We start from the raw sequence: 26,040 nt of genomic DNA on the forward strand, positions 1-26,040 counted from the left end.
CTCGGATGAGGCGCCTATATATATGTAAATCCCGTCTTGTGCTAAACGAGACGGGATTTTTGTTAAAAATTGTGCGTTCTTAAAAAATGTAAATGAGCATAAAAACTATTCTTACTTCTAATTCATAAAAAGCAAAGGTTTATTATTTATTTTAGCGGCTTGAAGTTTGTTGCATTTTTCGGTTTCCTCATGTTTAGAATTATTTGTCATTGTCTCCTACTATTGTCTTTTTCCTCGGTATTGGCTCAGGAATTAAGCGAGTCTGAAATTAAAATCACCCGAAGCATACAAGAAAACCTTATTGCCAATCCCGAAAAAGCTTATGCTGAAGCATTGGAAGTTAGTTGTTCTAAAAACGAGTTGTTTCGTTTTTATGGCAACTATTACATCGCCAATTACTATTATAATAAATCCGATTTTGCCTCTTCCAGAAAAAAGCTTCTTTCACTTATAAGCAATATTGAAAAAAGTGACACTCCCAAATCGAGCAAAGTTTACCAAGACTTGATAGGAATGTGTGTCAACAAACTTTTTTATATCCATAAAAATTTAGGAGAGTACGACTCTGCTCTGTTTTATCTTGATAAGTATAAAAAACAGTTACCCGACAATCGTTTTAATGAACAATATGGCTTGATAAAAGTGGCCATGGGCGACTACGTTAATGGTATTGCCCTATTGAAACGAGAGCTAAAAACGTCACCACACCTCAAATTAGGCGTAGGAGAAAAGAAAGCGATGAATAAAAAGTTGTTTGCAGACAAACACAATATTATCGGCGAAGCATTCCAAATGTATTACATACAAACCAAGAAACCGATTTACTTAGATTCTGCCAATTTCAACTTTAATATAGCCGCAACTATGTTGTTGCAAGATAACTTTTATCCCGATTATACCAGAGCCTTATTGTATATGCGAGAGGCTAAAAGTGCGGCTTTATCGGGAGATTACCAACAATCATTATCATTATACCGAAAAGGGAAAAAGTATCCGGTTATCCAAGAACATATCAGAACCGTACAGGTATTTGATTTAGGAATGGCCGATTGTTTTTATCATTTAAAGCAAATTGATTCGGCGTTTTACTATGGTCAAAAATTCATACAAAGTTATCAGTTGACCAAAGTTTCTAATGAAAACTTGTTGATGGCCTATAACATTATGACGCAATGTTACAATGAAAAAAAGGATACCAAAAACGCCTACCGCTATGCCCAAAAAAGTTTGACCTTAATCCAATCTATTGAAGGCATTAAAAACAAATCTTTAAATTTTTTACACAATTATGATTTAGCGGTTATTAAAGAAGAATCCAATAAGATTATTGCCTCTAAAAATTATTTTAAAATTTCACTTTTCGGGATTTTAATTGTTTTAGGAATTGTTGTTTTTAGTTTTTATTACTATTACAAGAATCAGAAAGAAAAGCACCATCAGTTTTTAAAAATTATCCAAAATCTGAAAGAATCTAAAATTTCAGAGCTTGATAAAACTCAAATCAATACCACCGAAGCACCACTGCCTAAGCAAACTATTGATGATGAGCTTGTAGAAAAATTGGCATCAGGTTTAAAAAAATTAGAGCAGAAAGAAGCTTACTTGGATCCGAATTTCAAGTTGGCTTTTGTAGCCAAAAAATTAAATACGAATACGGCGTACTTATCACAATACTTCAACCAGGTCATGCAAAAAACCTTTTCAGAATATACCCAAGAATTGCGCATTCATTATGTGCTTCAAAAGTTAGTTGACGCTCCTTATTTTCGCAAATATACCTTGCAAGCCATAGCCGAAGAAGTAGGATATAAGGATGCCAACACCTTGGTCCGTGTTTTTAAAAAGCAAACCGGACTTTCTCCAAATTATTATATTGAAAAGTTAGAAAATACAAATTAAGTATTTTAAAATCAATAAAATAGCTTTAGTTTCATCAGCTGATTATTTATAAATAGTCCGATAAAAAAATTGGTCTGACCGTTCTTATCACATAGTTTTGGCGGGAATTAAATCAAAATTTAACCCCAACAAATTCCACCTAAAACAGAATTATGAAAAGAACAATTACTCTCTTATTACTATTACTATCATTACAAACGTTTGCGCAATGCTGGCAAAGCATTAGTGCCGGAGAATATCACTCTTTAGCTGTAAAGGATGACGGAACCCTTTGGGCTTGGGGTAGAAATGTATTATACCAATTAGGCGATGGTACTGATGTAACTAAAAACATTCCAACACAAATAGGAACAGCCAATAATTGGGTTTATGTACACGCCGGTTATTCCTCTTCATATGGTATAAAAGCGGATGGCACACTTTGGGCTTGGGGCAGTAATGGTGCAGGAAAATTAGGTGTAGGAAATACAAATTGGGTTATACCTACTCCTACTCAGATAGGAACCGCTACCAATTGGCTTAGTGTAAGCGACGGTTGGTACCATACCATTGCTGTAAAAACCGATGGCACGCTATGGGCTTGGGGTGACAATGAATATGGGCAATTGGGCGATAATACAACAGTGGATAAACTTACTCCAACACAAATCGGTACGGCTACAAATTGGCAAAGTATAGCAACAGGAATATATCATTCTCTTGCCATAAAAACCGACGGAACCTTATGGTTTTGGGGTTCCAGATTTAATATATACGGAACCTCAACTCAAAACAATAGTCCAACTCAAATAGGAACCGATACCAATTGGCTAAAATTAGCCGGGGGTCAACACCATTGTGCTGCTATAAAGACTAACGGAACACTTTGGACTTGGGGTGAAAATTCAACCGGGCAACTGGGCGATGGAACAACTGTTTATAGAACAACTCCTATTCAGGTTGGAACCGCAACGGATTGGCTAGATGTATCAGCCGGTACTCGTTATACAATTGCCACCAAAAACAATCTTTCTTTTTGGAGTTGGGGATATAATTATGGTGGGCAGTTAGGTCTTGGAACATCCGGAAATACATCTGATGTATATATCCCAACGCAAGTCGGTACTTCCCTGGATTCAAACAAAATTTCCGCAGGAGGTTATCATGTCTTAGTAAAAAACAGTGATGGCTTTATACGAGGAACAGGAAGTAATGTTGTAGGTCAAATAGGTGATGGAACTTTTGTACAAAAAAATACATTCACTTACATTTCATGCTATCCTTCAACACTTTCAAACGAAGATCTTGCCATAAAGGAATTCAAAGTATATCCAAATCCTGTTAAAGATATTTTAAACTTTTCTTTTGATAAAGAGATTACAACAGTTTCGATTTGCAATTTATTAGGACAAGAAGTTTTGTCAAAATCTGTAAAAAGTAATGAAACTTCTGTAGATGTTGCCGACTTGTCAGCAGGAACTTATTTGATAAAAATAACCGCTGACAGCGAAGTAAAAACATTGAAAGTTATAAAGGAATAACCCATACTATTAACCATTTTTTACAAAAACCAAAGATGAAAAAAATTATTTTGCTGGCTTGCGTCGCTTTTACAGTAAACAGCCAAGCTCAGTTATTAAACAAATTAAACAAAGCAAAAAACACAGCCAATCAAGCATCAGAAGTGGTTGAGACTGTAGAGAAAGGAAAAGAAGCAGTCAAAAAAGGCGATAAAAAGAAAAAAGGCGGTGGCGGCGGTTTTCCGACAGGGTTAAAATTAGACTGGACTACCTTCAAACAAACACCCGCTATAACTATGAGCTCTCTTCTTTACGGAACAGGGACCAGTCCGGGATTAATCAATAGTTATACAGCTACTTTTATTCCAAATAAAACGGTTGACGGAAGAACGGTTCATGCCTTTTCGGATCAATCGGAGTATTTAAGAATCAAAGTATTTAAAGACAACCAATACATGAACTATTTTGAGTATTCCGGTGACCAAGTTTTTGACGACGGTAAGAAAACAAAATTCAATGAGCCAAGTAGTCGCTATCAACGTGATGGTGAATGGGTAGGACATTCGGAATCATTTATAACACAATGGGGTCCGGGAAATTACCGTTTGGATTTTTATGCCGGAGATAAAATGTTTTATTCCTTTGATTTTGAATTGGTGAAATTGACCAATAATGATCCTTATGCAGCGATGAATGAAATGTATGTGGTTCGTGGTCCGTGGAATAACTTCGCATATTTGAATCATGCCGATAGCGGAAATCTTCTTTTTGGGTTTTACCTTACTCACGAAGAATTTATGCCGAATCCATCCAACAGCAGAAAAACTACCAAAAGTGTAAAATGGTCGGTAAATATGTTCAAGGACAACAAATTGTATGCGCAACATTACGGTAACGGTCCTAGCACAGCACAAGTAGAACAAGCCAAATGGAACGAAACTCAGTGTGCGTTCAAATTAGTGGGTAAGCCTGGCGAAATTAAATTTGCCGATTTAACCGATGGTAGCTACAGAATCGAAGTGACTGTAGAAGGAGAAGCCAAGCCAAGAGTTTATAAATTTACAGTTAAAGACAAAAAAATAGTATTGATTCCGGAACAAGACAGAACTAAAAATACAGATCCAACCCGACTTATCGAAGGATGGAACGACTTTTTTTGGTTGAAATTGGAAAAGTAATCTTTACGATGAAAGACTCCAGCAATGGGAATGAAGCAAGAAAGATTTTTGTAAAAAGAAGTCTGTAAGCCTTTTGAATTTAAATAATTGTGGTTAGCGTCCCGACTGAAAAGTCGGGTTTCGCTTTTTTAGAAGATGCTGTGGAGTTTCTGATTTTTCAACTGCATATTTAAAATACCATTTAGTCTTCTAAACGGGATTTTTCGTTTATTTGCATAAGTCTGTGTTAAGATATTGTTTGCGTTAGGGATTGTAGCAAGTACCGTGTACTGCGAAAAGCCCGACCCGTAGGGTAACGCCCAAAAAATCAACTATGAAAAAAAACAAAAAGCAAGCCGCCATAGGCTTCATTTTTATTACGATGCTCATCGATATTACCGGTTGGGGTATCATTATTCCGGTAATTCCGAAATTGATAGCCGAGTTGATTCAAGGCGATATCAGCGAAGCAGCCAAATACGGAGGCTGGTTGACTTTTGCTTACGCAATAACACAATTTGTATGCGCTCCTTTGATAGGCAATTTGAGCGACAAATACGGGCGACGACCGATTATCCTTATTTCGCTTTTTGCCTTTGCCTTGGATTATTTGTTGTTGGCTTTTTCACCCAATATCTTTTGGTTATTTGTGGGCCGAATCATAGCCGGTTTAACTGGAGCCAGCATTACAACTGCGTCAGCTTACATAGCTGATGTAAGCACGCCTGAAAATCGCGCTAAAAACTTCGGAATGATTGGTGCTGCTTTTGGTTTGGGCTTTATTATTGGTCCGGTGCTTGGCGGTTTGTTAGGACAATATGGTTCGAGAGTGCCGTTTTATGCCGCAGCCGTTTTGTGTTTGTTAAACTTTTTATACGGCTATTTTATCTTGCCCGAATCGTTGTCTAAAGAAAACCGTCGTGCTTTTGAATGGAAAAGAGCCAATCCTATTGGAGCCTTGTTGAATTTGAAAAAATATCCGTCTTTAATCGGACTCATTTTAGCCATTTTCTTGTTGTACGTCGGTTCACACGCCGTACATAGCAATTGGAGTTTCTTTACCATGTATCGCTTTGGTTGGGATGAAAAAATGGTGGGAATTTCACTAGGTGTAGTCGGCCTTCTTGTCGGTCTTGTACAAGGTGGTTTGGTTCGTTTTACGAGTCCGCGTTTGGGGAACCAGAAAAGTATTTATTGGGGCTTATCACTTTATACTATCGGAATGTTACTGTTTGCTTTTGCGACTCAAAGTTGGATGATGTTTGCCTTTTTAGTGCCGTATTGTTTGGGTGGTATAGCCGGACCGGCATTGCAATCGGAGGTTTCCGGAAAAGTACCGGCTAACGAACAAGGTGAAATTCAAGGAACATTGGCGAGTTTAATGAGTGCCTCAGCCATTATAGGTCCGCCCATGATGACGAACACTTTTTACTTTTTCACCCATGATGAAGCGCCGTTTCCATTGCCTGGGGCACCTTTTATTTTGGGAGGGTTTTTGATGTTAGTCAGTACGATTTTGGCGTATTATTCGATGAAGAAACACTTTACTTCAGGTACAGGCAGTGATTATAGTAATCAATAATCGCTTTCCCTTCTAATAAAACATCAGCACCGATAATGCCGTGAACCGGTTTGGCTTTGTATTGTTGTAAAGCCTGATTCACATGAGTCATATCGAAGATGATTAAGTGAAAATTCTCCGTTTTCCATCGCCCTATTTTCAAATTATTGTTTTTCGCCAATTGCGTAAACATCCCTGTAGCTCCGGCTCCGGCGGCTTTGGTTTTCGATTTTCCGGCGGTAAGGTTAAAAAAGTCTACATTGTCAAAACCGACACAACTGTTGGAAGCACCGGTATCTAAAATAAAATTGCCGGTAACGCCGTTAATACTCGCTTTAATCAGTAAATGTTGTGTTTTTGAAACTTTAAAATGGATCTTTTTGTACTTTTCTTTCCTCAGTACTTCCTGCAAGTCTTTCATAGCTTTGAATTGGTTTCCAAAAGTAATCTAAATTCCATTATGCTGGAAAATTCTCTGTAAACTTAGTACCTTAGCACCTCAAAATCTTAGCGCCTTTAATTCCAATGATTTTTACTGATACCCACACGCATTTGTATTCTGAAGAATTCGAAAACGATCGATTCGAAATGATTCAAAGAGCTATCGATGCGGGAGTCTCTCGTTTTTTCGTTCCCTCCATCGATTCGACTTACACCTCAAAAATGTATGCGTTGGAAGCGCAATTTCCACAAAACATTTTTTTAATGATGGGATTGCATCCGTGTTATGTGAAACCCGAATCTTATGAAGCAGAATTAACACATGTGGAAACCGAATTGTCCAAAAGGAAGTTTCAAGCCATAGGCGAAATCGGAATCGATTTGTATTGGGACAAAACTACTTTGGCCATCCAACAGGAAGCGTTTCGACGTCAAATTCAATTAGCCAAAAAGTACCAATTGGCCATCAACATCCACTGCCGAGATGCTTTTGACGAAGTTTTTGAAGTGTTGGAAAGTGAGAAATCGGCCGATTTGTTCGGTATCTTTCATTGTTTTACCGGCCATTTTCAACAGGCACAACGCGCCATCAACTTGAACATGAAATTAGGTATCGGTGGAGTGGCGACTTTCAAAAACGGGAAGATTGACCAATTTTTGAAGGACATCGATTTAGAACACATTGTTTTAGAAACCGATTCGCCCTATTTGGCACCGGTGCCACATCGTGGTAAGCGAAACGAAAGTAGTTATACTTTGCTGGTAGCCCAAAAATTAGCTCAAATTTACGAGCTTCCGGTAGCCGAAATTGCACGTATTACCACAGAAAATTCCAAAGCCGTTTTCGGGATTTAATCATTTTATAACGGGCATTTGAGATTTTTTTTGTTCATTTGTTCTACAAACAAGCCTATACCAATATGTCAAAGTTTGATGCTATCCGACCTTATTATGATGCTGAGGTAAACCAAGCTATTTTATCAGCGATAAATCATCCGATGATGAAGGCGTTGATGAATTTTGCCTACGAAAATGTAGATGATTCGGTTTGGAAAGAACAGTTGAAACGCACACATTCCATCCGTGATTTCCAAATCAATTTTGCCTACAAGGCAGTTAAAAAAGTTTTAGAGAAAAGCTCGGACGGACTTTCTACTTCGGGTTTTGAAAAATTAGAACCTAACGCTTCTTATTTGTTCATTTCCAACCACCGCGATATTATTTTAGATACGTCTTTACTGAATGTTTGCTTACACGAACACGGTTTGGTTATGACAGCCTCGGCTATTGGAGACAATTTGGTTAAAAAAGACTTTTTGAAAACCTTGTCCAAACTCAACCGTAACTTTTTAGTGCAACGCGGTTTGCCACCCAGAGAGTTGTTGGAAAGTTCCAAATTGATGTCGGAGTACATCGGTCAGTTGTTGCTTCGTGAGAACCGCTCGGTATGGATTGCCCAACGGGAAGGCCGAACCAAAGACGGCAACGATGCTACCCATAGCGGCGTTTTAAAAATGTTGGCGATGGCATCCGATGAAGCTAATATGCTTGATTATTTCAAGAAACTAAAAATTGTTCCGGTGTCGATTTCATATGAATACGATCCGACTGATGCTTTAAAAATGCCGCAACTTATGGCCGAAGCCAATGCAGAAAAATACATCAAAGACAAAAACGAAGATTTTATAACGCTGTTAAGCGGCATCATCGGTCAAAAAAAACACATTCACATTCACGTTGGTGAAGTTTTAACGAATGAAATCGATGAAATTGCACGTGAATTCGACAATACTAATAAGCAAATTCAAGCTTTGGCTCAGGTTATAGACGATTCTATATTGCAGACTTACAAGCTTTGGCCTACCAATTACATCGCCTACGATTTGCTTTTTAAAACGGATCAATTCAAAGCCTTTTACACCGAAAACGAGAAATCACTTTTTGAAAGACGTTTGGAAATGCGCATTGATGAAACCAATCCGCAAATGGTAGAAGGATTTTTAGCTATGTATGCCAATCCGGTAGTCAATAAAATGAAGTATGAAAACGCAGGCTAAACCCACTATTTTACTCATTTACACCGGTGGTACCATCGGCATGATGAAAGATTTTGAAACGGGCGCACTCAAGGCATTCAACTTCAAGAAACTGCTGCAAAAAATCCCTGAACTCAAGCAACTGGATTGTGAAATAGAAACCATTTCCTTTGCCAAACCTATCGATTCGTCTAATATGAGTCCGGACAAATGGGTTCAAATTGCGACTATCATCGAAGAGAAATACAACGATTTTGATGGTTTTGTTATTTTACACGGTTCCGATACGATGTCGTACTCCGCTTCTGCTATGAGTTTTATGCTCGAGAATTTGGCCAAGCCGGTGGTTTTTACCGGTTCTCAATTGCCTATAGGCGATTTACGTACGGACGCCAAAGAAAACTTAATTACGGCCATTCAAATTGCGTCGTTACGACACAAAGGCAAACCGGTGATTCAGGAAGTTTGTTTGTATTTTGAATACAAGCTTTACCGCGGCAACCGAACCACTAAAATCAGTGCCGAACATTTCAATGCTTTCACCTCACCGAATTATCCGCCATTGGCAGAATCCGGAGTGCATTTGAACGTAAATCCTAATGTGATTTTAGCCAAGCAATCTAACAAAAAATTGGTGGTTCATAAATCATTAAATGATGATGTAGTCATTATCAAAATGTTTCCCGGTATTAACGAAAATGTCTTGTCGGCCATTATGGCTTCTCCCAATTTAAAAGGAATTGTACTGGAAACTTATGGTTCCGGCAACGCACCTACTGAAGATTGGTTTATCCAAATTTTGAAGAGGGCTATCAAGCAAGGATTGCACGTGGTTAATGTTACCCAATGTTCCGGAGGCAGTGTCAATATGGGTCAATACGAAACCAGCACCCAACTGAAAAATATCGGAATTATTTCGGGGAAAGACATAACTACAGAAGCTGCGATAACTAAGTTGATGTATCTTTTAGGACAAAATGTTTCGCCTAGCGTTTTCAAGACCATCTTTGAAACGGCTTTGCGTGGAGAAATGCAATAAGAATTTTGCAACACGCTTTTATAAATCATTTTTTTTGTTGTTCTTTGCACCACAAAATTAGAGAGGTGTCCGAGTGGTTGAAGGAGCAAGCCTGGAAAGTTTGTATGTGGGTAACTGCATCGAGGGTTCGAATCCCTTCCTCTCTGCGATGAAAACCGAAGCGAAAGCTTCGGTTTTCTTTTTACAGAAAAAAAAATGGAAAGTTCACTTTCTAATTTTTTTTCTGTAAAATGAAAAAAGCCATTGCCAAAGGCTAGGTTTTCAACGACAGTTTTCCCATTGCGGATCACCGCAGGTAATCCCGTCAGCTTTCAGGTTTGAAAGCATTCTTTATTTTGCAGAAGTTTATTGTCAAAAGCTAAAGATACATCGATTGTTTATTCCGTTGAATTGCCGTACATTCGCTAAACTTAAGTTCAAGTTATGAGAATCAAAATCCTTTTATTATTCTTGTTTTCCGCAGCAAGTGCGTTGGCTCAGAATGTGGAAACCGATTTTGATGCACCTGATTCGCTGTTTCGTGAAGACCAATTTTATTTGAACATTACCTACAATACGTTACAAAAAGCTCCTGATGGTTTACAGCAGACTAAATTTTCGCCCGGATTTTCGGTTGGATTTTTACGCGACATGCCGATAAATACCTCCAGAACCTTTGCTGTAGCTGCCGGTTTGGGATACTCGTTGGCGGTTTACAACCAGAATTTAGGGATTTTTGAAAGTAATAATGCTACAACCTATCAAATTTTAGATGCTGAAGGTATTTCGGTATCCAAAGACAAACTTTCCCTGCATTATGTAGAATTGCCCATAGAGTTTCGCTGGCGTAACGCTACACCGGACAGTCACCGCTTTTGGCGTGTGCATTTGGGAGTGAAGCTGAGTTATTTAGTTGCGAATCAATACAAGTTGGTTTCTACTGCCGGAAATTTGACCAATAGCAATTTAAACGACTTGAGTAAGTTTAATTATGGCCTTTATTTGTCTACCGGATGGAATACTTGGAACATTTACGCCTATTATGGATTTAATCCCATTTTTACTTCTGATGCCAAAATTAACGGACAGTCCATCGATATGAACACGGCGAAATTTGGTTTGATGTTCTACATTTTATAACCAATAATACAGCAACACGGCTTGTGGTATAATGCCACACAAAAAACCAATCACCAACTCTTTATTTGTGTGTGCTTTCATCACCAAACGAGAAGAAGCCACTAAACCGTTCAGCACCACTAAGAAAGCTACTAGGCTAACGGTATTCAGTTCGTTTTTCAAGCTCAATCCAATTACAAAAACAGTCAGTGCACTAATACCAATCATGTGAATGGAAGCTTTGATTTTAGCATACAACAACAAAAAGGCCAGAGCGGCGCTGACAATTCCTCCCAAAAAGAAATAATGTAGCGAAGGGAATAGCTCTGCTGTAATGCTTTTTTGAATTAAAACCGACAACAAGCAGATGTGCAGCACCAGCGGAATCTTTCTGTGTGACAAATCCGAGAGCATAATGCTATCGATTTTTCCAAAGGTTCGCAATAGGTAAAAAAAGGCGATAGGCAAAAAGAAAGTGATAATGATGACTTGTAAAAACAAGACCATGTATTGCCCGAAAGTCATATAACGGGAGTCGAGCCAAACATAAAAAAGGGTTCCCAACAGCGGAACAAAAATAGGGTGTAGGGCGTACGAGAAAAACGGCAGGAATTTTTTCAAAGTCATTTTGTTGTAACACAAATATAGCCATTCCAAATTATTTATTTGAAAGAAAATATTTATATTTGTTTTGATTAAAGACAATTATAAAGTCGGATATGGCACACGAAATTACCGTCTCGGATGACAGCATTGGAAGCAAAATATACGTGATTCGAAATCAGAAAGTGATGTTGGATAGTGATTTAGCAGCACTTTATCAGGTGGATACTAAACAACTCAAAAGACAGGTCAGAAGGAACATCGAACGCTTTCCGGAAGATTTTATGTTTGAGTTGACTCAAGCCGAATATGAAATTTTAAGGAGCCAATTTGGCACCTTAAAGAGAGGTGAGCACTCCAAATATCTTCCCATGGCTTTCACCGAGCAAGGAGTGGCTATGTTGTCAAGTGTGTTGAGCAGTCCTACGGCCATTAAAGTAAACATTCAAATTATTAGGGTGTTTGCCAAAATACGAGAAGTTTATGCCGACACTTTACAATTGAAACTGGAAATAGAAGCAATCAAAAAGAAGATTTCTAATCAGAGTCAGAATATTGAACTGGTTTTTAATTATTTAGATGAGTTGATGGATAAGAAAGACGAGGAAACTCCCAGAAAAACTATCGGGTTCAAAACCAAAGAAGATTAAATTTTCTTGCGCATTCTGGCCACCGGTATATCCAATAATTCACGGTATTTAGCAATCGTTCTTCGGGCAATAGGATAGCCTTTTTCTTTTAAGATTTCCGCCAATTGATCGTCCGGTAGCGGTTTGGTTTTGTCTTCTTCTTCGATTACCGTTTTCAGAATTTTTTTGATTTCCAAAGTCGATACGTCTTCGCCTTGGTCGTTTTTCATCGCTTCCGAGAAAAATTCTTTAATCAGTTTAGTGCCGTAAGGCGTATCCACGTATTTGCTGTTGGCCACACGAGAAACCGTAGAGATATCCAAGCCAACTAAGTCGGCAATATCCTTTAAAATCATTGGTTTGAGTTTGGTTTCTTCGCCATCGAGAAAATACTCTTTTTGAAAATGCATAATAGCATTCATCGTCACATAAAGTGTTTCTTGGCGTTGGCGAATGGCGTCGATAAACCATTTGGCCGAATCCAGTTTTTGTTTGATGAACTGCACCGCATCCTTTTGTTGGTGCGATTTATCGCGAGAATCTTTATACGTTTGCAACATTTCCTGATAATCTTTGGAAACGTGTAAGGTTGGCGCATTTCTGCCATTAAGTGTTAACTCCAATTCACCATCTACAATTCTGATGGTAAAATCGGGGACAATTTGTTCGATAACTCGACTACTGCTGTCAAAAGAGCCACCCGGTTTCGGGTTGAGTTTTTCGATTTCTTCAATGGCTTTTTTCAAGCGCTCTTGGGTAATCTCGTATTTCTGTAGTAGTTTTTCGTAGTGTTTTTTGGTAAAAGCGTCAAACTGGTTTTCGATGATATCGATAGCCAAATCCACCGATTCGGTAGGTGTTTTATGTTTCAGTTGTAATAACAAACACTCTTGTAAATCGCGTGCTCCAACACCGGCCGGTTCTAATTCGTGTACTACATGCAGTATCTTTTCCACCGTTTTTTCATCGGTATAGATGCCTTGGGTAAACGCCATATCATCTACCATATCGGGAATACTTCTACGCAAATAACCGTCGTCATCAATGCTGCCCACCAAAAACTCGGCAATCTCGCGTTGTTCATCTGTCAAAATGAAGGTATTCAACTGATTAATCAAATCCTGGTGAAAACTTACCGGTGCTGCAAACGGCATTTCACGGTCGTCATCGTCGTCGCTGTAGTTGTTGGCTTGTAGTTTATAATCGGGTGTTTCGTCGTCGCTTAAATACTCGTCTATATTAATTTCATCGGTATCAATGTTTTCATTGTCATCGAATTCATCGTAGTCGTCATTGTTGTCAAATTCGTCTTTCTCATACAACTCATCTTCTTCTTTCCCGCTTTCTAAAGCAGGATTCTCCACCAATTCCTCTTTCAGCCTTTGTTCAAAAGCTTGCGTAGGCAACTGAATTAACTTCATCAGCTGGATTTGCTGAGGCGATAATTTCTGAGTGAGTTTAAGATTTAGAAATTGTTTTAACATTTTTATAGTTGTTGAGTGACTGAGTCGCTGATTGACTGAATTTTCTCGTATTGATTAATATTTTAAATACCAGAACTTCAGTGTCTTAGCACCTTAGCCCCTTTTTATTAAAATTCTGCATTTTGCGGTGTTCTCGGGAACGGAATTACGTCTCTGATGTTGGTCATTCCGGTTACGAAAAGTACCAAACGTTCAAAGCCTAATCCGAAGCCGGAGTGAACGGCCGAACCAAATCGACGCGTGTCTAAATACCACCACAATTCTTCTTCGTCAATGCCGATGGCTTTCATTTTTTCTACCAAAACATCGTAACGCTCTTCTCTTTGTGAACCACCCACGATTTCTCCGATACCCGGGAACAAGATGTCCATGGCACGAACAGTTTCTCTGCCCGGCTCGGTATTGTCATTCAAACGCATGTAGAACGCTTTAATCTTCGCCGGATAATCAAACAAAATTACCGGACATTTGAAGTGTTTTTCTACTAAGAAACGTTCGTGTTCACTTTGTAAATCGGCGCCCCATTCTTCAATAAGGTATTGGAATTTTTTCTTTTTATTCGGGGTTGAATCTCTTAAAATATCGATGGCCTCCGTGTAAGAAACACGTTTGAAATCGTTGTTCAAAACGAAGTTCAATTTTTCTAACAAGGCCATTTCGCTGCGTTCCGCTTGAGGCTTTTGTTTTTCTTCGTCTAATAATCGGCCTTCTAAGAATTTCAAATCGTCTCCGCAACGGTCAACGGCATATCGGATCACAAATTTGATGAAATCTTCTGCCAAATCCATATTGTCAATCAAATCGTTGAATGCTACTTCCGGCTCAATCATCCAGAATTCAGCCAAGTGACGAGATGTATTGGAGTTTTCCGCACGGAACGTTGGTCCGAAAGTATAAATTTGACCCAATGCCATAGCGAAGGTTTCGCCTTCTAACTGCCCGGAAACGGTTAAATTGGTATGTTTTCCGAAGAAATCTTTTTTGTAATCGATGTTACCTTCTTCATTTTTAGGCAAGTTATCCAATGGCAAAGAGGTTACTTGGAACATTTCGCCCGCACCTTCAGCATCGGCTCCGGTGATAATCGGCGTGTTCACGTACACAAAACCTCTGTCTTGGAAATAAGTGTGAACCGCATGTGCCAATACCGAACGCACACGCATGATAGCGCCGAAGGCATTGGTACGTACACGCAAATGCGCATTTTCTCTCAAGAATTCCAATGAGTGTTTCTTAGGTTGCATTGGGAATTTCTCCGCATCGCAATCGCCCAAAATTTCCAATTGGGCAACTTGGATTTCATATTTTTGACCGGCACCTTGGCTTTCTACCAACTTTCCGGTTAAAGCTACAGCCGTTCCGGTGTTGATTCTTTTCAAAGTGGCTTCCGGTGTGTTTTCAAAATCAACTACACACTGTAAGTTATGAATGGTTGAACCATCGTTTAAAGCAATAAACTGATTGTTTCTAAAAGTTCTTACCCAACCTTTAACGGTTACCTCATAATTCGTTTTCTCGCTGCTCAGTAAGTCTTTTACTTTTGAATGTCTCATTAGAATATCAGATATTAAATTTTAAATAGTAGATTTTAGAATCTTAACGCAAATATAAATTATTTATTGTTTTTTTCTAGTGCATCAATCTCTTCATCGGTATGTTCTAAGATGTCGATGGTTGGTTCCGGCAATTCTTGCTGATTGGCCAAAGTTTTATTTAACGACAGTACTAACGAAGGCAACAATACCAAGTTAGACAGCATTCCGAAAGAAAGCGTTAAAGCGACCAATCCGCCTAAAGCGACCGTTCCGCCAAAGCTCGATAACATGAATACCGAAAACCCGAAAAACAATACAATTGACGTGTAAAACATACTGATTCCGGCATCATCAAAGGTAGCAAAAACAGATTTTTTGATTTTCCAATCGTTGCGCGACAATTCCAAACGGTATTGGGCTAAGAAACGCAGTGTGTCGTCGACCGACATTCCGAAAGCGATACCAAAAACCAATAAGGTTGACGGTTTTAACGGAATATCTAAAAAGCCCATCAAACCGGCAGTCATGATTAGCGGTAATAGGTTTGGAATAATCGAAACCAACACCATTTTAAACGAACGGAACATAATGGCAACTAATGCTCCGGTAAGGAAAAAGGCGAATAATAAAGACGACAATAAGTTGTCGAGCAAATATTGCGTTCCTTTTTGAAACACCGATGGTTTTCCGGTGATGATGACTTCGTATCTGGGCGAAGGGAAAAGTTTATCGACTTTATTGCGAATGTGTGCTTCGATGGCATCCATTTTTTCGCCGTTTTCATCTTTGATAAAAGTGGTCATGCGTGCTACACTTCCATCCGAAGAAATATAACTTTTCAGTTGATTGTCCTTGGCGTTTTTAATCGAATTTTTGATGTAAGGCAATAAAAACATTTCTTCATTTGAAGACGGTAACGTATAAAAATCGGGATTTCCGTTGTAATACGCTTGGTTGAAACTTTTGGCAATGTTTACAATCGACAAGGGTTTGGAAAGCTCCGGAATGTCGATGATGGTTTGCTCCAATTCTTCCATTCTGCGTAAGTTGCTGCCTTTCATGGCGCCGTTTTTGCGCTTGGTATCAATCATGATTTCCAAAGGCATAACGCCGTCAAATTCTTTTTCAAAGAAGCGAATGTCCTCAAAGAAATCCGTTTTCTTAGGCATGTCTTCAATGATGCTGCCCGAAATCCTTATCTTGTTGATACCGATAAGACCAAAAATCAACAAACAAATCGCCGTGATGTAAACTCCCAATCGGTTGTATTTTACGGTGTTGACAATCCATTTCAAGAAGGATGTCAGCGATTCGCGTTCCAAATGGCCTAAATGTCTCGGAATAGGCGAAGGAATGTAACTGAAAAAGATTGGAATCACCAACAAACTTAAGGTGTAAATCGCCAAAATGTTAATGGTCGTAACTACACCGAATTCTCTCAGCAATACGTTATTGGTAGCGATGAAAGTGGCAAATCCAACCGCTGTAGTGATGTTGGTCATCAAAGTGGCCGTACCGGTTTTGGTAATCACGCGTTGTAAGGCTTTGGCTTTGTTGGCGTGTTTGTGGTATTCCTGATGGTATTTGTTGATGAAGAAAATACAATTCGGTATCCCGATTACAATCACTAACGTTGGTACTAAAGCGGTCAAAACCGTAATCTCGTAGCCCAATAATCCCATCAATCCGAATGACCACATTACGCCGATAATAACTACTATCATCGAGATTAGCGTAGCGCGGAAAGAGCGGAAAAAGTAGAAGAAAATCAATGACGTAATCAACAAAGCTGCGCCTATGAACAACCCAATTTCATCAATTATGGTTTTGGCATTCAAGGTTCGGATGTAAGGCATGCCCGAGGTGTGCAGGTCTAACTTGGTGGCTTTTTCAAATTTTTCAATTGCCGGAATCAAATCATTTAAAACGTAATCTTTTCTGGCTTTAGTATTAACGATTTTCTTATCGAGGTAAATGGCTGAACGAATGGCGCCGGTTTTTTTGTTGAAAAGCAAGCCTTCGTAAAACGGCAATCGTGTATACAATTCGGTTTTGATGGTTTTCAGATACTTTTCATCTTGAACTTTATTCGAATCAACCAAAGGTTTGAGTTCGAAAGTTTCCAGCGAATCGTTTTTAGTGAGTTTTTGCAAGTTGTCTACCGAAACCACCAAACTCACTTCTTTGTGCGATTTAATGGTTGTCATCAACTCGCTCCAGGCTTGATAAACTTTAGGAGTAAACAAGTGATTGTCTTTGGTGGCAATGACAATCAAGTTGCCTTCTTCGCCAAATTGATTCAGGAATTTTTGATAATCGACATTTACTTTATCGTCTGCCGGAATCAAGTTGGCTTCCGTTTGGGTAAAACGGATGTTTTTCCACTGTAGGGAAAGCAGTACGGTAATCAGAATAATACTGCCCAAAATGACAATTCTGTTTCTCAGAATAATTCGGGCTATTAATTCCCAAAAACCAATACCTAACAACTTTTTCATAAAACCTAAAATGGGTTGCAAAGGTAATCAAAACCTCAAAAAATTAGGATGATATAAAGTAAAGTTTTCTTAATTTTTGCTTTAAATTTAAGGACTGTTTTAATTAATAGTTATCGATGTAAAAAAGTTAAAAAAAATACGTGACTTTTTACCACCTTTGTATGCACAAGCACTACTTTTTTGGATGAGAAATTTAAAGAACACTTTATTTTATTTATTCATTACCGGAGGTTTTACAGCCTTAATGTATTGGATTATTGAACAGGGGAAATTATTGGAAGTAGGCCGCAAAATTGTTTCGCCCACATCTTCCGACAGCCAGTGGATTCAGTTCTTGAGTTCACTGTTTCACAATTTGCAGCATCCGTTGGCATTGTTGCTCATACAAATCATCGCCATCGTAATTGTGGCGCGTATTTTTGGTTGGATTTTCAGAAAAATAGGCCAGCCTTCCGTTATCGGTGAAATTATTGCCGGCATTGTACTCGGACCATCGTTGTTTGGACTGTATTTTCCGGAATTAAAAGAAGCATTATTTCCGGTGGCTTCCTTGGGGAATTTACAAGTATTGAGTCAGATTGGTCTGGTCTTGTTTATGTTTGTGATTGGGATGGAACTCGATTTGAAAGTGCTGAAAAATAAAGCCAATGACGCAGTGGTTATCAGTCATGCGAGCATTGTTATCCCTTTTGCTTTGGGTATCGGCTTGTCTTATTTCATTTATCAAAATCACGAATTTACGCCGGAAGGGGTAGAGTTTTTGTCGTTTGCCTTGTTCATGGGAATCGCCATGAGTATCACGGCTTTTCCGGTATTAGCCAGAATTGTTCAAGAGCGTGGCATTCATAAAACCCGTTTGGGAACCATTGTCATTACTTGTGCTGCCGCCGATGACATCACTGCTTGGTGTTTGTTAGCTGCCGTAATTGCCATTGTTAAAGCCGGAAGTTTTGTGAGTTCGCTGTACATTATCGGGTTGGCAGTATTGTATGTGTTGATGATGCTTTTTGTAGTGAAACCGTTTTTAAAACGCGTCGGTGATTTGTATGCCAACAAAGAAAATATCAAGAAATCGGTGGTGGCAATTTTTTTCCTGACCTTGATGGTTTCGGCTTATTTGACAGAAGTGATAGGAATTCATGCGCTATTCGGAGCGTTTATGGCCGGAGCTATTATGCCTGATATCCCGAAATTCAGAAACATATTTATTGAAAAAGTGGAAGATGTTTCGGTAATCTTATTGTTGCCGTTGTTTTTTGTGTTCACCGGTTTGCGTACCGAAATCGGATTGATTAACGAACCGTATTTATGGGAAATTACCGGCTATATCATTTTGGTTGCCGTGGTCGGAAAATTTTTCGGAAGTGCTTTAGCCGCACGTTTTGTCGGACAAAACTGGAGAGAAAGCTGGACCATAGGCGCGTTGATGAATACCCGCGGATTGATGGAATTGGTAGTGTTGAACATTGGATATGAGCTCGGCGTTTTGTCGCCTAAGGTCTTTACCATGATGGTGATTATGGCTTTGGTTACGACTTTCATGACCGGACCGGCGCTCGATATCATTAACTTTATTTTTAAAACCAAAGACGTTATCATTCCTTCGGAAGTCAAAAAGAATTCTAAGTTCAACATTTTAATTTCTTTCGGGAACAATGAAAAAGGGAAATCACTGTTGCGTTTGGCGAACAGTTTGGTGAAAGGCCAACCCGAAGCAGCCAATATTACCGCGATGCACTTAACCATTAGCGATGAGATGCATGCATTTAAAATTGAAGAGTACGAGAAAGAAGCTTTCGAACCTATTTTGAAAGAATCCAAAAAACTCAATCAAGAAATCACGACTATTTTTAAAGCTACCGGTGATATTGAAACCGACATTGCCGACGTAGCTTATGAAGGCAAATATGATTTGGTTTTGGTAGGTTTAGGAAAATCCATTTTCGAAGGAACCATTTTGGGAAAAGTATTAGGCTTTACTTCCAGCATTATCAATCCGGATCGTTTATTGGATAAGTTCAAAGGAAAAGAAGGGTTGTTCGAGAATTCGCCTTTCGATGACCGAACGCGATTGATCATCTCCAAAACCAAAACACCGCTGGGAATTTTAATCGACAAAGATTTAAAACAGGTTACTAAAGTGTTTTTGGGTATTTATAGTGTTGGCGATGTTTTCTTAATCGATTACGCCCAAAGATTAATGCAAAACAATCAGGCGCAAGTCACTATTTTGGACAATAACGAGCACACCAAAAACAACTTTTTGATTCAAAATTCGCTTGAAGCGTTGGAACAAAAACACGGTGATAAATTTGATGTTTTCCAACCGAAACAAATTACCAAACCGTTTTTGTTGGAGCAGGATTTGTTGATTTTCAGTTTGGAAACCTGGAAACATTTAGTAGAAGAAGAAGTAACGTGGTTGCAGGATATTCCTTCAGTGTTGATTGTAAAACCTTAACGAGAACAATACGGTAAATATTTAAAGGTCGGTAATCCTTGGATTGTTGGCCTTTTTTACAATCCTAAGTCAAGGACAAAACTCAATTTAATGGCAATGTTGTCTTCCAAGCGTGCCAATTGATTTGGTCCGTAGCGATAAAATCCGGTCAAGCCTAAGCCTTTGTAAATTTGGTTTAATTCGACACCCGATTCAAAGAAACCTTGGTCTAAGGTTTTAAATTCGATACCAATATGGTCTTCCGGATTTTTGAGATTGCCCCAGGCCATGCGCGTCACCAATACTAAAGACGGTTTTACTTTTTTGAACAATTCCACTCGTTTGAAGCCGTGTTTGAATTGCAACATCACGAATTCTGTCGAGAAAAATTCATTGAAATACATCGTTTCAAAACTATTTTTACCGGCAATCGTAATTCTTTGCAACAAATTGTCCTTGGTTAAGTTATTAGGCGAAGTGTTGTACAAATGCGTCAACGGTAAGTCGCCGAAAACATAACCGCCTTGAAGCAAGAAAGCCGACTTTTGGCCGTTGAGGTATTTTTTTTCGTATTCAATGCGTGCGTCGATTTTTCCGAACTCGAAGTCGTTGTTGAAAAGATTCGATAGTGATTTAGTCAACTGAAAAGTAAATTTCGGATAGCGTTTTTCGTATTCTATTTTGCCGTTCGGGGTTTGCATATAATCGCTGAACGGATTCCATTGGATGGCTACCATGGCTGATGTCATGGCAAAATTTCGGTACAGTTTGTCATCGTAAACAAACGTATAATCAAATAACGGCGTTACATCACTGTGGGCAATTTGCCAAATGCTTTCGGTTTTCGGGATGATTTTGGTTTCGATAAACGTTCGCCAAGTTTGATGATTGTAAAACGTACTGATGTTAATCGGTCGCGGATCATACAACTTAAAAGCTTTTTTGTCGATGGCAAAATTGGTGCTCGCAATCTCTCGAACATCATCGGTATACGATCCGCCAATCCAAGTATTAGAGAAGTTGCCGATTCGGAAAGCACTGCCCAAATGATATTTGCTTTTTTCATCTTTCAAACCGTAAGCCGTGTAACCTTCCAACCGGAATATTTTAGAAAATTGTTCGTTGGTTACGCCGCCAATACCTAATCGGAAACCTTCGTAATTGTTATAACTCAGCAAGTAGCGCAAGTCAAAATCAAACGGCCCAAAAGGCAAATAACCGTTGATAATTTTACGTCCGAATTTGATTTTTTTCTCGATTTTTTCCTTGGTTACCACACTGTCTAAAACCACATAGGTTCTCTCGCTTCTCGTGTCTAAGCTGTCGGTTCTGTTTTGTTGCCAAAAGGCATCTTCTTTGTTGTTGGCATTGGCCTTGATATCGATGGCAATGGAAGATTTTTTGATTTTCAACTTCGGATTGATTTGCAAGTCATACACTTGCATATCCGAAGCGAGATAGGTAAAGTCGGATGCTTTTTTCTGAATTTGATTCTCGTCGTCGTCTTCGGCGGCAAATTCAATTCGGCCACCCAAAACGGCTGTTGGTTCTTTGCTTTTACCTTTGATGATTTTGAAGTTTTTGCGCATCGGAAACCAAACTTTTTCTTCACTCAAATACTTAAATTCGTGTGTTCCGGTAATGTTTAAAACACTGCGAATGCGCATTACGGCTTTGGCTATGGCATAATTTTCCAAATCAATGTAAAGCAAACCTTCTAATCCTTTGCGGCTGATTTTATGCTTAAAATATACCACTACCACGTTGCGATTAGCAATAGTCGTAGTGTCTAATATTTTGTACCGATATTCTTTAAGAGCTTTATCAGCGATTGGACTTTTGTATTTGGTTTCAAACAGTTCGTATTTGTCGTCGTACACTGAAGACGATTGCAAGCTAAAGCCTAACAATTCATAAATCGGCTCTTTAAAACCTGCCATTTTGGTGCCTAGTATGGTTTCTTTAAGTAGTGGTTTTTCGAATTGAAATTGGGATACTTTCTCGGTTAAAAACAAATGCTGTTTGGCAATGAGCTTTTTGAATTTGTAATCGGAAGAGTCGATTTTGATGATTTTATCTTTAGTTGTAACATCCGTAAAAACCGTATCAATTCGACCCGAAATTGAATCCGGATTGGCAGTTACCAGGAGTTTGTTGTAAGTTTTGTACTGAAAGGTTTGTAGTTTTTTGAGCGGATTATTGTTGTTTTTACCCAAAATGACTTTGCGGATAATGTCGTTTGCCGGATTTTCAGTGCTAATTACAACTTCTTGCAACGCATCGGTTTCGGGAGAAAGTAATACCGTGAAGTAGTTTTTTTTTTCAAATATTGAAATGGTTTGTGTGCTGTAACCTACATAAGAAATTTTTAAAATCTCGGGTTGTGAAGGCAAAGAGTAACTGAATTTACCATCAACATCGGCTATGGAAACTGTTCCGTTTTCAGTAGCAATGGTGGCAAAAGGCAGTACTTTTTTAGTCTGTGCATCTTTTACAATACCGTTAATTTGAAACTGCGCCTGAAGCGACAAGGTGCAAAAGAGAAACAAAAAAGACAGTAGCTTCATTGGAAAGGGATTGACACAAAACGGCTTACAAAAATAGGAATAAAAAAATCCGTACGAGACGGATTTTAGTATGAATTAACAAAAGTTACACTTTCATAATTTCGGCTTCTTTGATGGCCAAATGTTCTTCGATTTTTTTAATAAAGGCATCGGTTAATTTTTGAACATCTTCTTCTGCTTTTTTGCAGTCATCTTCCGAAGTGCCTTCTTTTTCTAATTTTTTAATTTCGGTGTTGGCATCTTTACGGGCATTTCGAATACCGATTTTAGCTTCTTCTGCTTCAGCTTTGGCTTGTTTAACCAAATCTCGTCTTCTTTCCTCGGTAAGCGGCGGTACACTGATGATAATGTTGTCGCCGTTGTTCATCGGATTAAACCCTAAATTGGCAATCATGATGGCTTTCTCAATAGGGTGCAACATGCTCTTTTCCCAAGGCGTAACGGTAATGGTACGCGCATCGGGAACGTTAATGTTGGCTACTTGTGATAATGGGGTTTGCGAACCGTAATAGTCAACAAATACACCGCCCAACATTTGAGGTGATGCTTTTCCGGCGCGAATGTTTAAAAATTCTTTTTCCAAATGCGCCACGGAACCGTTCATAGATTCTTTGGTGCTGTCTAAGATAAATTCAATTTCTTCCATTTTCTTATTAGATTGTTAGAGGGTTAGCTTTTTAGATTGTTAGACTTCTAAGCAGTCTAATAATCTAAGTCAGTCTAAATGGTCTATATTTTTACTACTGTTCCTATGCTTTCGCCTTCGCAAATTTTAAGTAAGTTACCTTTTTTATTCATGTCGAATACTACAATCGGCAACTCGTTTTCCTGACTTAAAGTGAATGCTGTGGTGTCCATAACATTCAAACCTTTTTTCAGTACATCGTCAAAAGTAATGCTTTCAAATTTCACGGCATTTGGGTTTTTCTCCGGATCGGCATCGTATACACCGTCAACGCGAGTGCCTTTTAAAATCACATCGGCATGTACTTCAATCCCGCGTAAAACGGCTGCAGTATCCGTAGTGAAATAGGGGTTTCCTGTTCCGGCTCCGAAGATCACAATTCTTCCTTTTTCCAAATGGCGGACGGCTCTTCTTTTGATGTAAGGCTCGGCTATCGCTTCAATCTTTAAAGCGGTTTGCAAACGGGTCAACATGCCCTTGTCTTCCAGAGCACCTTGCAAAGCCATTCCGTTGATTACGGTGGCTAACATACCCATGTAATCGCCTTGTACGCGGTCCATACCATTGCTGGCTCCGGCCACGCCTCTGAAAATGTTTCCGCCTCCGATAACAATGGCAATTTCAACACCTTTGTCGTGGATTTCTTTGATTTCGTCTGCATATTCGGCCAAACGCTTAGGATCGATACCGTATTGTCTGTCGCCCATTAAGGCTTCGCCACTTAATTTCAGAAGAATTCTTTTGTATTTCATTCTCGTGTGTGTTTTTAGTTAGGAGTCATGCTGTTGCTCTTAGAGCTCGAGGCATAAGTTGTGTTAGTTTTTACTTTTGTCACTAAGGCGCAGCCATTGTTTTTGTTGAAAAAGTTAGGATTCGCTTTTCGCTCAAAAGTGTTGCAAATATAAACATATTCTGTTTTGCTGTAGTATTCGTTAAAAATATTGTTTAGTAACATTTATCACTTTTAAATACTGAATGGTTTTGTAGTTTTGTAACATCAAATTCACATTTATGGAATCTATCATTCAAAGCAGTTTAGCTAACAGTATAACCTACGAAGCCTACAGAAATACTATTGATACCTTGCTGAAAGAAGGTAAGTCGACAGGACATGAGCAATCGGCAGATTTAACCCATTATTCGGAACTCAATGTTACCCGAATGAATCGTTTGGACAAAACGATGACTGTTGCGGATGAATTTACCAAACAATTGAAAGATTTAAAAGGAGATTATCTGTGGTTGGTTATTTCTGAAGGTTGGTGTGGCGATGCTGCACAGTTGGTGCCCATCTTCCATAAAATGGCCGAACTGTCTCCGAATATTGAAATGAAAATTGCCCTTCGTGATGATAACGATGCCTTGATGAATTTGTTTCTGACCAACGGTGCCCGAAGTATTCCTAAGTTGATTGTTATCGATAAAAATACTTTAGAAGTTTTAGGCGATTTCGGACCAAGACCGCAAGAGGCCAAACAATTGATTTTAGATTACAAAGCGGAACATGGTGTGGTTGATGAAACGGCAAAAACCAATTTGCAATTGTGGTATTTGCACGATAAAGGTTTGTCGACCCAAAAAGAAATCATGGAAATAATGACGGCAGCCGAATTAAAATACAATGTAGTTTAATCCAATCGAAAAACTACCGATTCTCTCGGGAGTAATTTTTGAAAAGCCGTATTGACATAGTTCTATATACAAGCCTAAACCACTTTCATTATCTTCAAGCCCTAAGCTGATTTTTTTGAAATACCCTGACAGTTTATCGCCGGTGAGCGACAGGCTTCTGCCGTAGCCTATTTCAGAGGTGATTCGCGTATTTTCGCCTACTCTCGGACTCAGGCGTAGTGAGCCAAAAACTGGCGCTACGACCAAACATTTGTTGGCTTTCCAATCGATTCCGATATTTAGGCCAACGCCAATCCACTTGTCGTAATGCGAACCTATTCCGGCTCTGGCACTCAAACCATCCAAAAGGAACCAAGGTTCTTTTTCTCCGGTATACGGATCGATTTCGCCAGCATACTGATTGACTCTCAGTGGTGAGGAAAGCTCGAATTTTTTGTAAAAGGGTTTGTCATCTTCAGGAAACATCTCCGGTCTAACTGCTACTACTTGAGCCCAGACCAATTGGAATAAAAAGAAAAAACAAATCAGAAACTTAAGCTTCATCGGTATTGATTTTTTGTTCAAAGGCTTCAGGAGTAATCCCGTTGTCAACCGAGTAGTCGCCAATTTTAGTGCGGCGCAGAACTGATAAATAACCGCCCGATTGTAATGCCTTTCCAAAGTCGTAAGCCAAAGAACGAATGTAAGTGCCTTTGCTGCATTTTACCCTGAAATCAATTTCCGGCAACGCCATACGGGTGATTTCAAATTCGTAAATGGTGGTTTTTCGGGCTTCAATTTCCACTTCAGAACCTTCGCGCGCGTGCTCGTACAACCTTTTGCCGTCTTTTTTGATGGCTGAAAATACCGGAGGCTTTTGGTCGATTTCGCCTAAAAACTGTTGAAGCGTGGCTTCTATTAACTCAGCAGTAATATGTTCGGTCGGGAAAGTAGCATCAATTTCCGTTTCCCTATCGTAAGATGGTGTGGTGGCGCCCAATACTATCGTTCCGGTGTATTCTTTGGCCTGACCTTGAATGTCCGGAATCATTTTAGTGAACTTTCCGGTGCACACAATCAGTAAGCCCGTGGCCAATGGATCTAAGGTGCCGGCATGACCGATTTTAAATTTCTTAGGAAGATCGTATTTTCTTTTTAAAACATATTTCAGCTTATTCACTGCCTGAAAGGACGACCAAGTGAGCGGTTTATCAATCAGCAAGACCTGACCTTGCAAAAAATCTTCAGCCGTTTTCAA

The 26,040-nt window shown here is 39.1% G+C and carries 22 protein-coding genes and 1 tRNA gene; 12 read left to right on the plus strand and 11 right to left on the minus strand.

The features are described 5' to 3' along the window. Positions 1–189: 189 nt before the first annotated feature. From Q0M21_RS08985 to Q0M21_RS09000, 4 genes are all read left to right on the plus strand, one after another. On the plus strand, positions 190–1,899 hold the full coding sequence (locus Q0M21_RS08985; protein ID WP_295337283.1) for an AraC family transcriptional regulator: 1,710 nt from the start codon (positions 190–192) through the stop codon (positions 1,897–1,899). Between the two features lie 152 nt (positions 1,900–2,051). Then, complete coding sequence (locus Q0M21_RS08990; RefSeq protein WP_295337285.1) at positions 2,052–3,419, plus strand: T9SS type A sorting domain-containing protein; 1,368 nt, start codon at positions 2,052–2,054, stop codon at positions 3,417–3,419. Positions 3,420–3,454: 35 nt separating this feature from the next. Next, complete coding sequence (locus tag Q0M21_RS08995; RefSeq protein WP_295337288.1) at positions 3,455–4,576, plus strand: hypothetical protein; 1,122 nt, start codon at positions 3,455–3,457, stop codon at positions 4,574–4,576. A gap of 313 nt (positions 4,577–4,889) precedes the next feature. Continuing rightward, positions 4,890–6,137, plus strand: a complete 1,248-nt coding sequence (locus Q0M21_RS09000; RefSeq protein WP_295337291.1) for a TCR/Tet family MFS transporter — start codon at positions 4,890–4,892, stop codon at positions 6,135–6,137. On the opposite strand, the gene Q0M21_RS09005 is transcribed toward Q0M21_RS09000, so the two are convergent. Next, entirely contained in the window at positions 6,100–6,537 is a 438-nt protein-coding gene (locus tag Q0M21_RS09005) for a retropepsin-like aspartic protease (RefSeq protein ID WP_295337294.1), read from the minus strand. The genes Q0M21_RS09000 and Q0M21_RS09005 overlap by 38 nt on opposite strands. A 104-nt stretch (positions 6,538–6,641) precedes the next feature. Here Q0M21_RS09005 and Q0M21_RS09010 point away from each other — a divergent pair, with 104 nt between their 5' ends. The 5 genes from Q0M21_RS09010 to Q0M21_RS09030 all read left to right on the plus strand — a co-directional run bounded on the left by Q0M21_RS09010 (position 6,642) and on the right by Q0M21_RS09030 (position 10,751). Next, on the plus strand, positions 6,642–7,412 hold the full coding sequence (locus tag Q0M21_RS09010; RefSeq protein WP_295337299.1) for a TatD family hydrolase: 771 nt from the start codon (positions 6,642–6,644) through the stop codon (positions 7,410–7,412). 65 nt (positions 7,413–7,477) lie between these two features. Next, entirely contained in the window at positions 7,478–8,614 is a 1,137-nt protein-coding gene (locus Q0M21_RS09015; RefSeq protein ID WP_295337302.1) for a 1-acyl-sn-glycerol-3-phosphate acyltransferase, read from the plus strand. Further along, positions 8,598–9,632 carry an asparaginase gene (locus Q0M21_RS09020; RefSeq protein WP_295337305.1) on the plus strand — a complete coding sequence of 345 codons (1,035 nt, stop codon included), beginning with the start codon at positions 8,598–8,600 and terminating at the stop codon, positions 9,630–9,632. Before Q0M21_RS09015 ends, Q0M21_RS09020 begins: the two co-directional genes overlap by 17 nt. Positions 9,633–9,691: 59 nt before the next feature. Continuing rightward, positions 9,692–9,778 (plus strand) — tRNA-Ser (locus Q0M21_RS09025). 277 nt (positions 9,779–10,055) lie between these two features. After that, positions 10,056–10,751: a porin family protein gene (locus Q0M21_RS09030; RefSeq protein ID WP_295337308.1), complete on the plus strand. Its 696-nt coding sequence runs from the start codon at positions 10,056–10,058 to the stop codon at positions 10,749–10,751. On the opposite strand, the gene Q0M21_RS09035 is transcribed toward Q0M21_RS09030, so the two are convergent. Next, the gene (locus tag Q0M21_RS09035; RefSeq protein ID WP_295337310.1) at positions 10,746–11,357 is read right to left on the minus strand and encodes a hypothetical protein; all 612 of its coding nucleotides are present in this window, start codon (positions 11,355–11,357) and stop codon (positions 10,746–10,748) included. The genes Q0M21_RS09030 and Q0M21_RS09035 overlap by 6 nt on opposite strands. Positions 11,358–11,449: 92 nt before the next feature. Between Q0M21_RS09035 and Q0M21_RS09040 the strand changes: the two genes are divergently transcribed. Beyond that, a complete protein-coding gene (locus Q0M21_RS09040; RefSeq protein WP_295337313.1) occupies positions 11,450–11,983 on the plus strand; it encodes an ORF6N domain-containing protein in 534 nt (177 codons plus the stop codon). Here the strand turns inward: Q0M21_RS09040 and rpoN are convergent. The 3 genes from rpoN to Q0M21_RS09055 form a co-directional block, all read right to left on the minus strand. Beyond that, the gene (gene rpoN / locus Q0M21_RS09045) at positions 11,980–13,446 is read right to left on the minus strand and encodes an RNA polymerase factor sigma-54 (protein WP_295337316.1); all 1,467 of its coding nucleotides are present in this window, start codon (positions 13,444–13,446) and stop codon (positions 11,980–11,982) included. The genes Q0M21_RS09040 and rpoN overlap by 4 nt on opposite strands. 107 nt (positions 13,447–13,553) lie before the next feature. Continuing rightward, a complete protein-coding gene (gene asnS, locus Q0M21_RS09050; RefSeq protein WP_295337318.1) occupies positions 13,554–14,999 on the minus strand; it encodes an asparagine--tRNA ligase in 1,446 nt (481 codons plus the stop codon). Positions 15,000–15,058: 59 nt separating this feature from the next. After that, positions 15,059–17,479 carry an MMPL family transporter gene (locus Q0M21_RS09055; protein WP_295337320.1) on the minus strand — a complete coding sequence of 807 codons (2,421 nt, stop codon included), beginning with the start codon at positions 17,477–17,479 and terminating at the stop codon, positions 15,059–15,061. Positions 17,480–17,663: 184 nt separating this feature from the next. Here Q0M21_RS09055 and Q0M21_RS09060 point away from each other — a divergent pair, with 184 nt between their 5' ends. Continuing rightward, the gene (locus Q0M21_RS09060; protein ID WP_295337323.1) at positions 17,664–19,940 is read left to right on the plus strand and encodes a cation:proton antiporter; all 2,277 of its coding nucleotides are present in this window, start codon (positions 17,664–17,666) and stop codon (positions 19,938–19,940) included. 56 nt (positions 19,941–19,996) lie between these two features. On the opposite strand, the gene Q0M21_RS09065 is transcribed toward Q0M21_RS09060, so the two are convergent. From Q0M21_RS09065 to Q0M21_RS09080, 4 genes are all read right to left on the minus strand, one after another. Beyond that, positions 19,997–22,486 carry a DUF5686 and carboxypeptidase-like regulatory domain-containing protein gene (locus tag Q0M21_RS09065; protein WP_295337326.1) on the minus strand — a complete coding sequence of 830 codons (2,490 nt, stop codon included), beginning with the start codon at positions 22,484–22,486 and terminating at the stop codon, positions 19,997–19,999. An 85-nt stretch (positions 22,487–22,571) separates the two neighbouring features. Beyond that, positions 22,572–23,132, minus strand: a complete 561-nt coding sequence (frr, locus tag Q0M21_RS09070; RefSeq protein WP_295337329.1) for a ribosome recycling factor — start codon at positions 23,130–23,132, stop codon at positions 22,572–22,574. 83 nt (positions 23,133–23,215) lie between these two features. Then, positions 23,216–23,923: a UMP kinase gene (gene pyrH, locus Q0M21_RS09075; RefSeq protein ID WP_295337332.1), complete on the minus strand. Its 708-nt coding sequence runs from the start codon at positions 23,921–23,923 to the stop codon at positions 23,216–23,218. A gap of 14 nt (positions 23,924–23,937) precedes the next feature. Then, complete coding sequence (locus Q0M21_RS09080; RefSeq protein ID WP_295337335.1) at positions 23,938–24,126, minus strand: hypothetical protein; 189 nt, start codon at positions 24,124–24,126, stop codon at positions 23,938–23,940. Positions 24,127–24,182: 56 nt separating this feature from the next. Here Q0M21_RS09080 and Q0M21_RS09085 point away from each other — a divergent pair, with 56 nt between their 5' ends. Then, positions 24,183–24,803: a thioredoxin family protein gene (locus tag Q0M21_RS09085; RefSeq protein ID WP_295337338.1), complete on the plus strand. Its 621-nt coding sequence runs from the start codon at positions 24,183–24,185 to the stop codon at positions 24,801–24,803. Here the strand turns inward: Q0M21_RS09085 and Q0M21_RS09090 are convergent. Both Q0M21_RS09090 and truB read right to left on the minus strand, forming a co-directional pair. Continuing rightward, complete coding sequence (locus Q0M21_RS09090) at positions 24,783–25,346, minus strand: hypothetical protein (protein WP_295337342.1); 564 nt, start codon at positions 25,344–25,346, stop codon at positions 24,783–24,785. The two genes, Q0M21_RS09085 and Q0M21_RS09090, sit on opposite strands and share 21 nt — an antisense overlap. After that, a complete protein-coding gene (gene truB, locus Q0M21_RS09095; protein WP_295337345.1) occupies positions 25,336–26,040 on the minus strand; it encodes a tRNA pseudouridine(55) synthase TruB in 705 nt (234 codons plus the stop codon). Before truB ends, Q0M21_RS09090 begins: the two co-directional genes overlap by 11 nt.

The organism is Flavobacterium sp., assembly GCF_024710485.1.
GTDB lineage: Bacteria > Bacteroidota > Bacteroidia > Flavobacteriales > Flavobacteriaceae > Flavobacterium.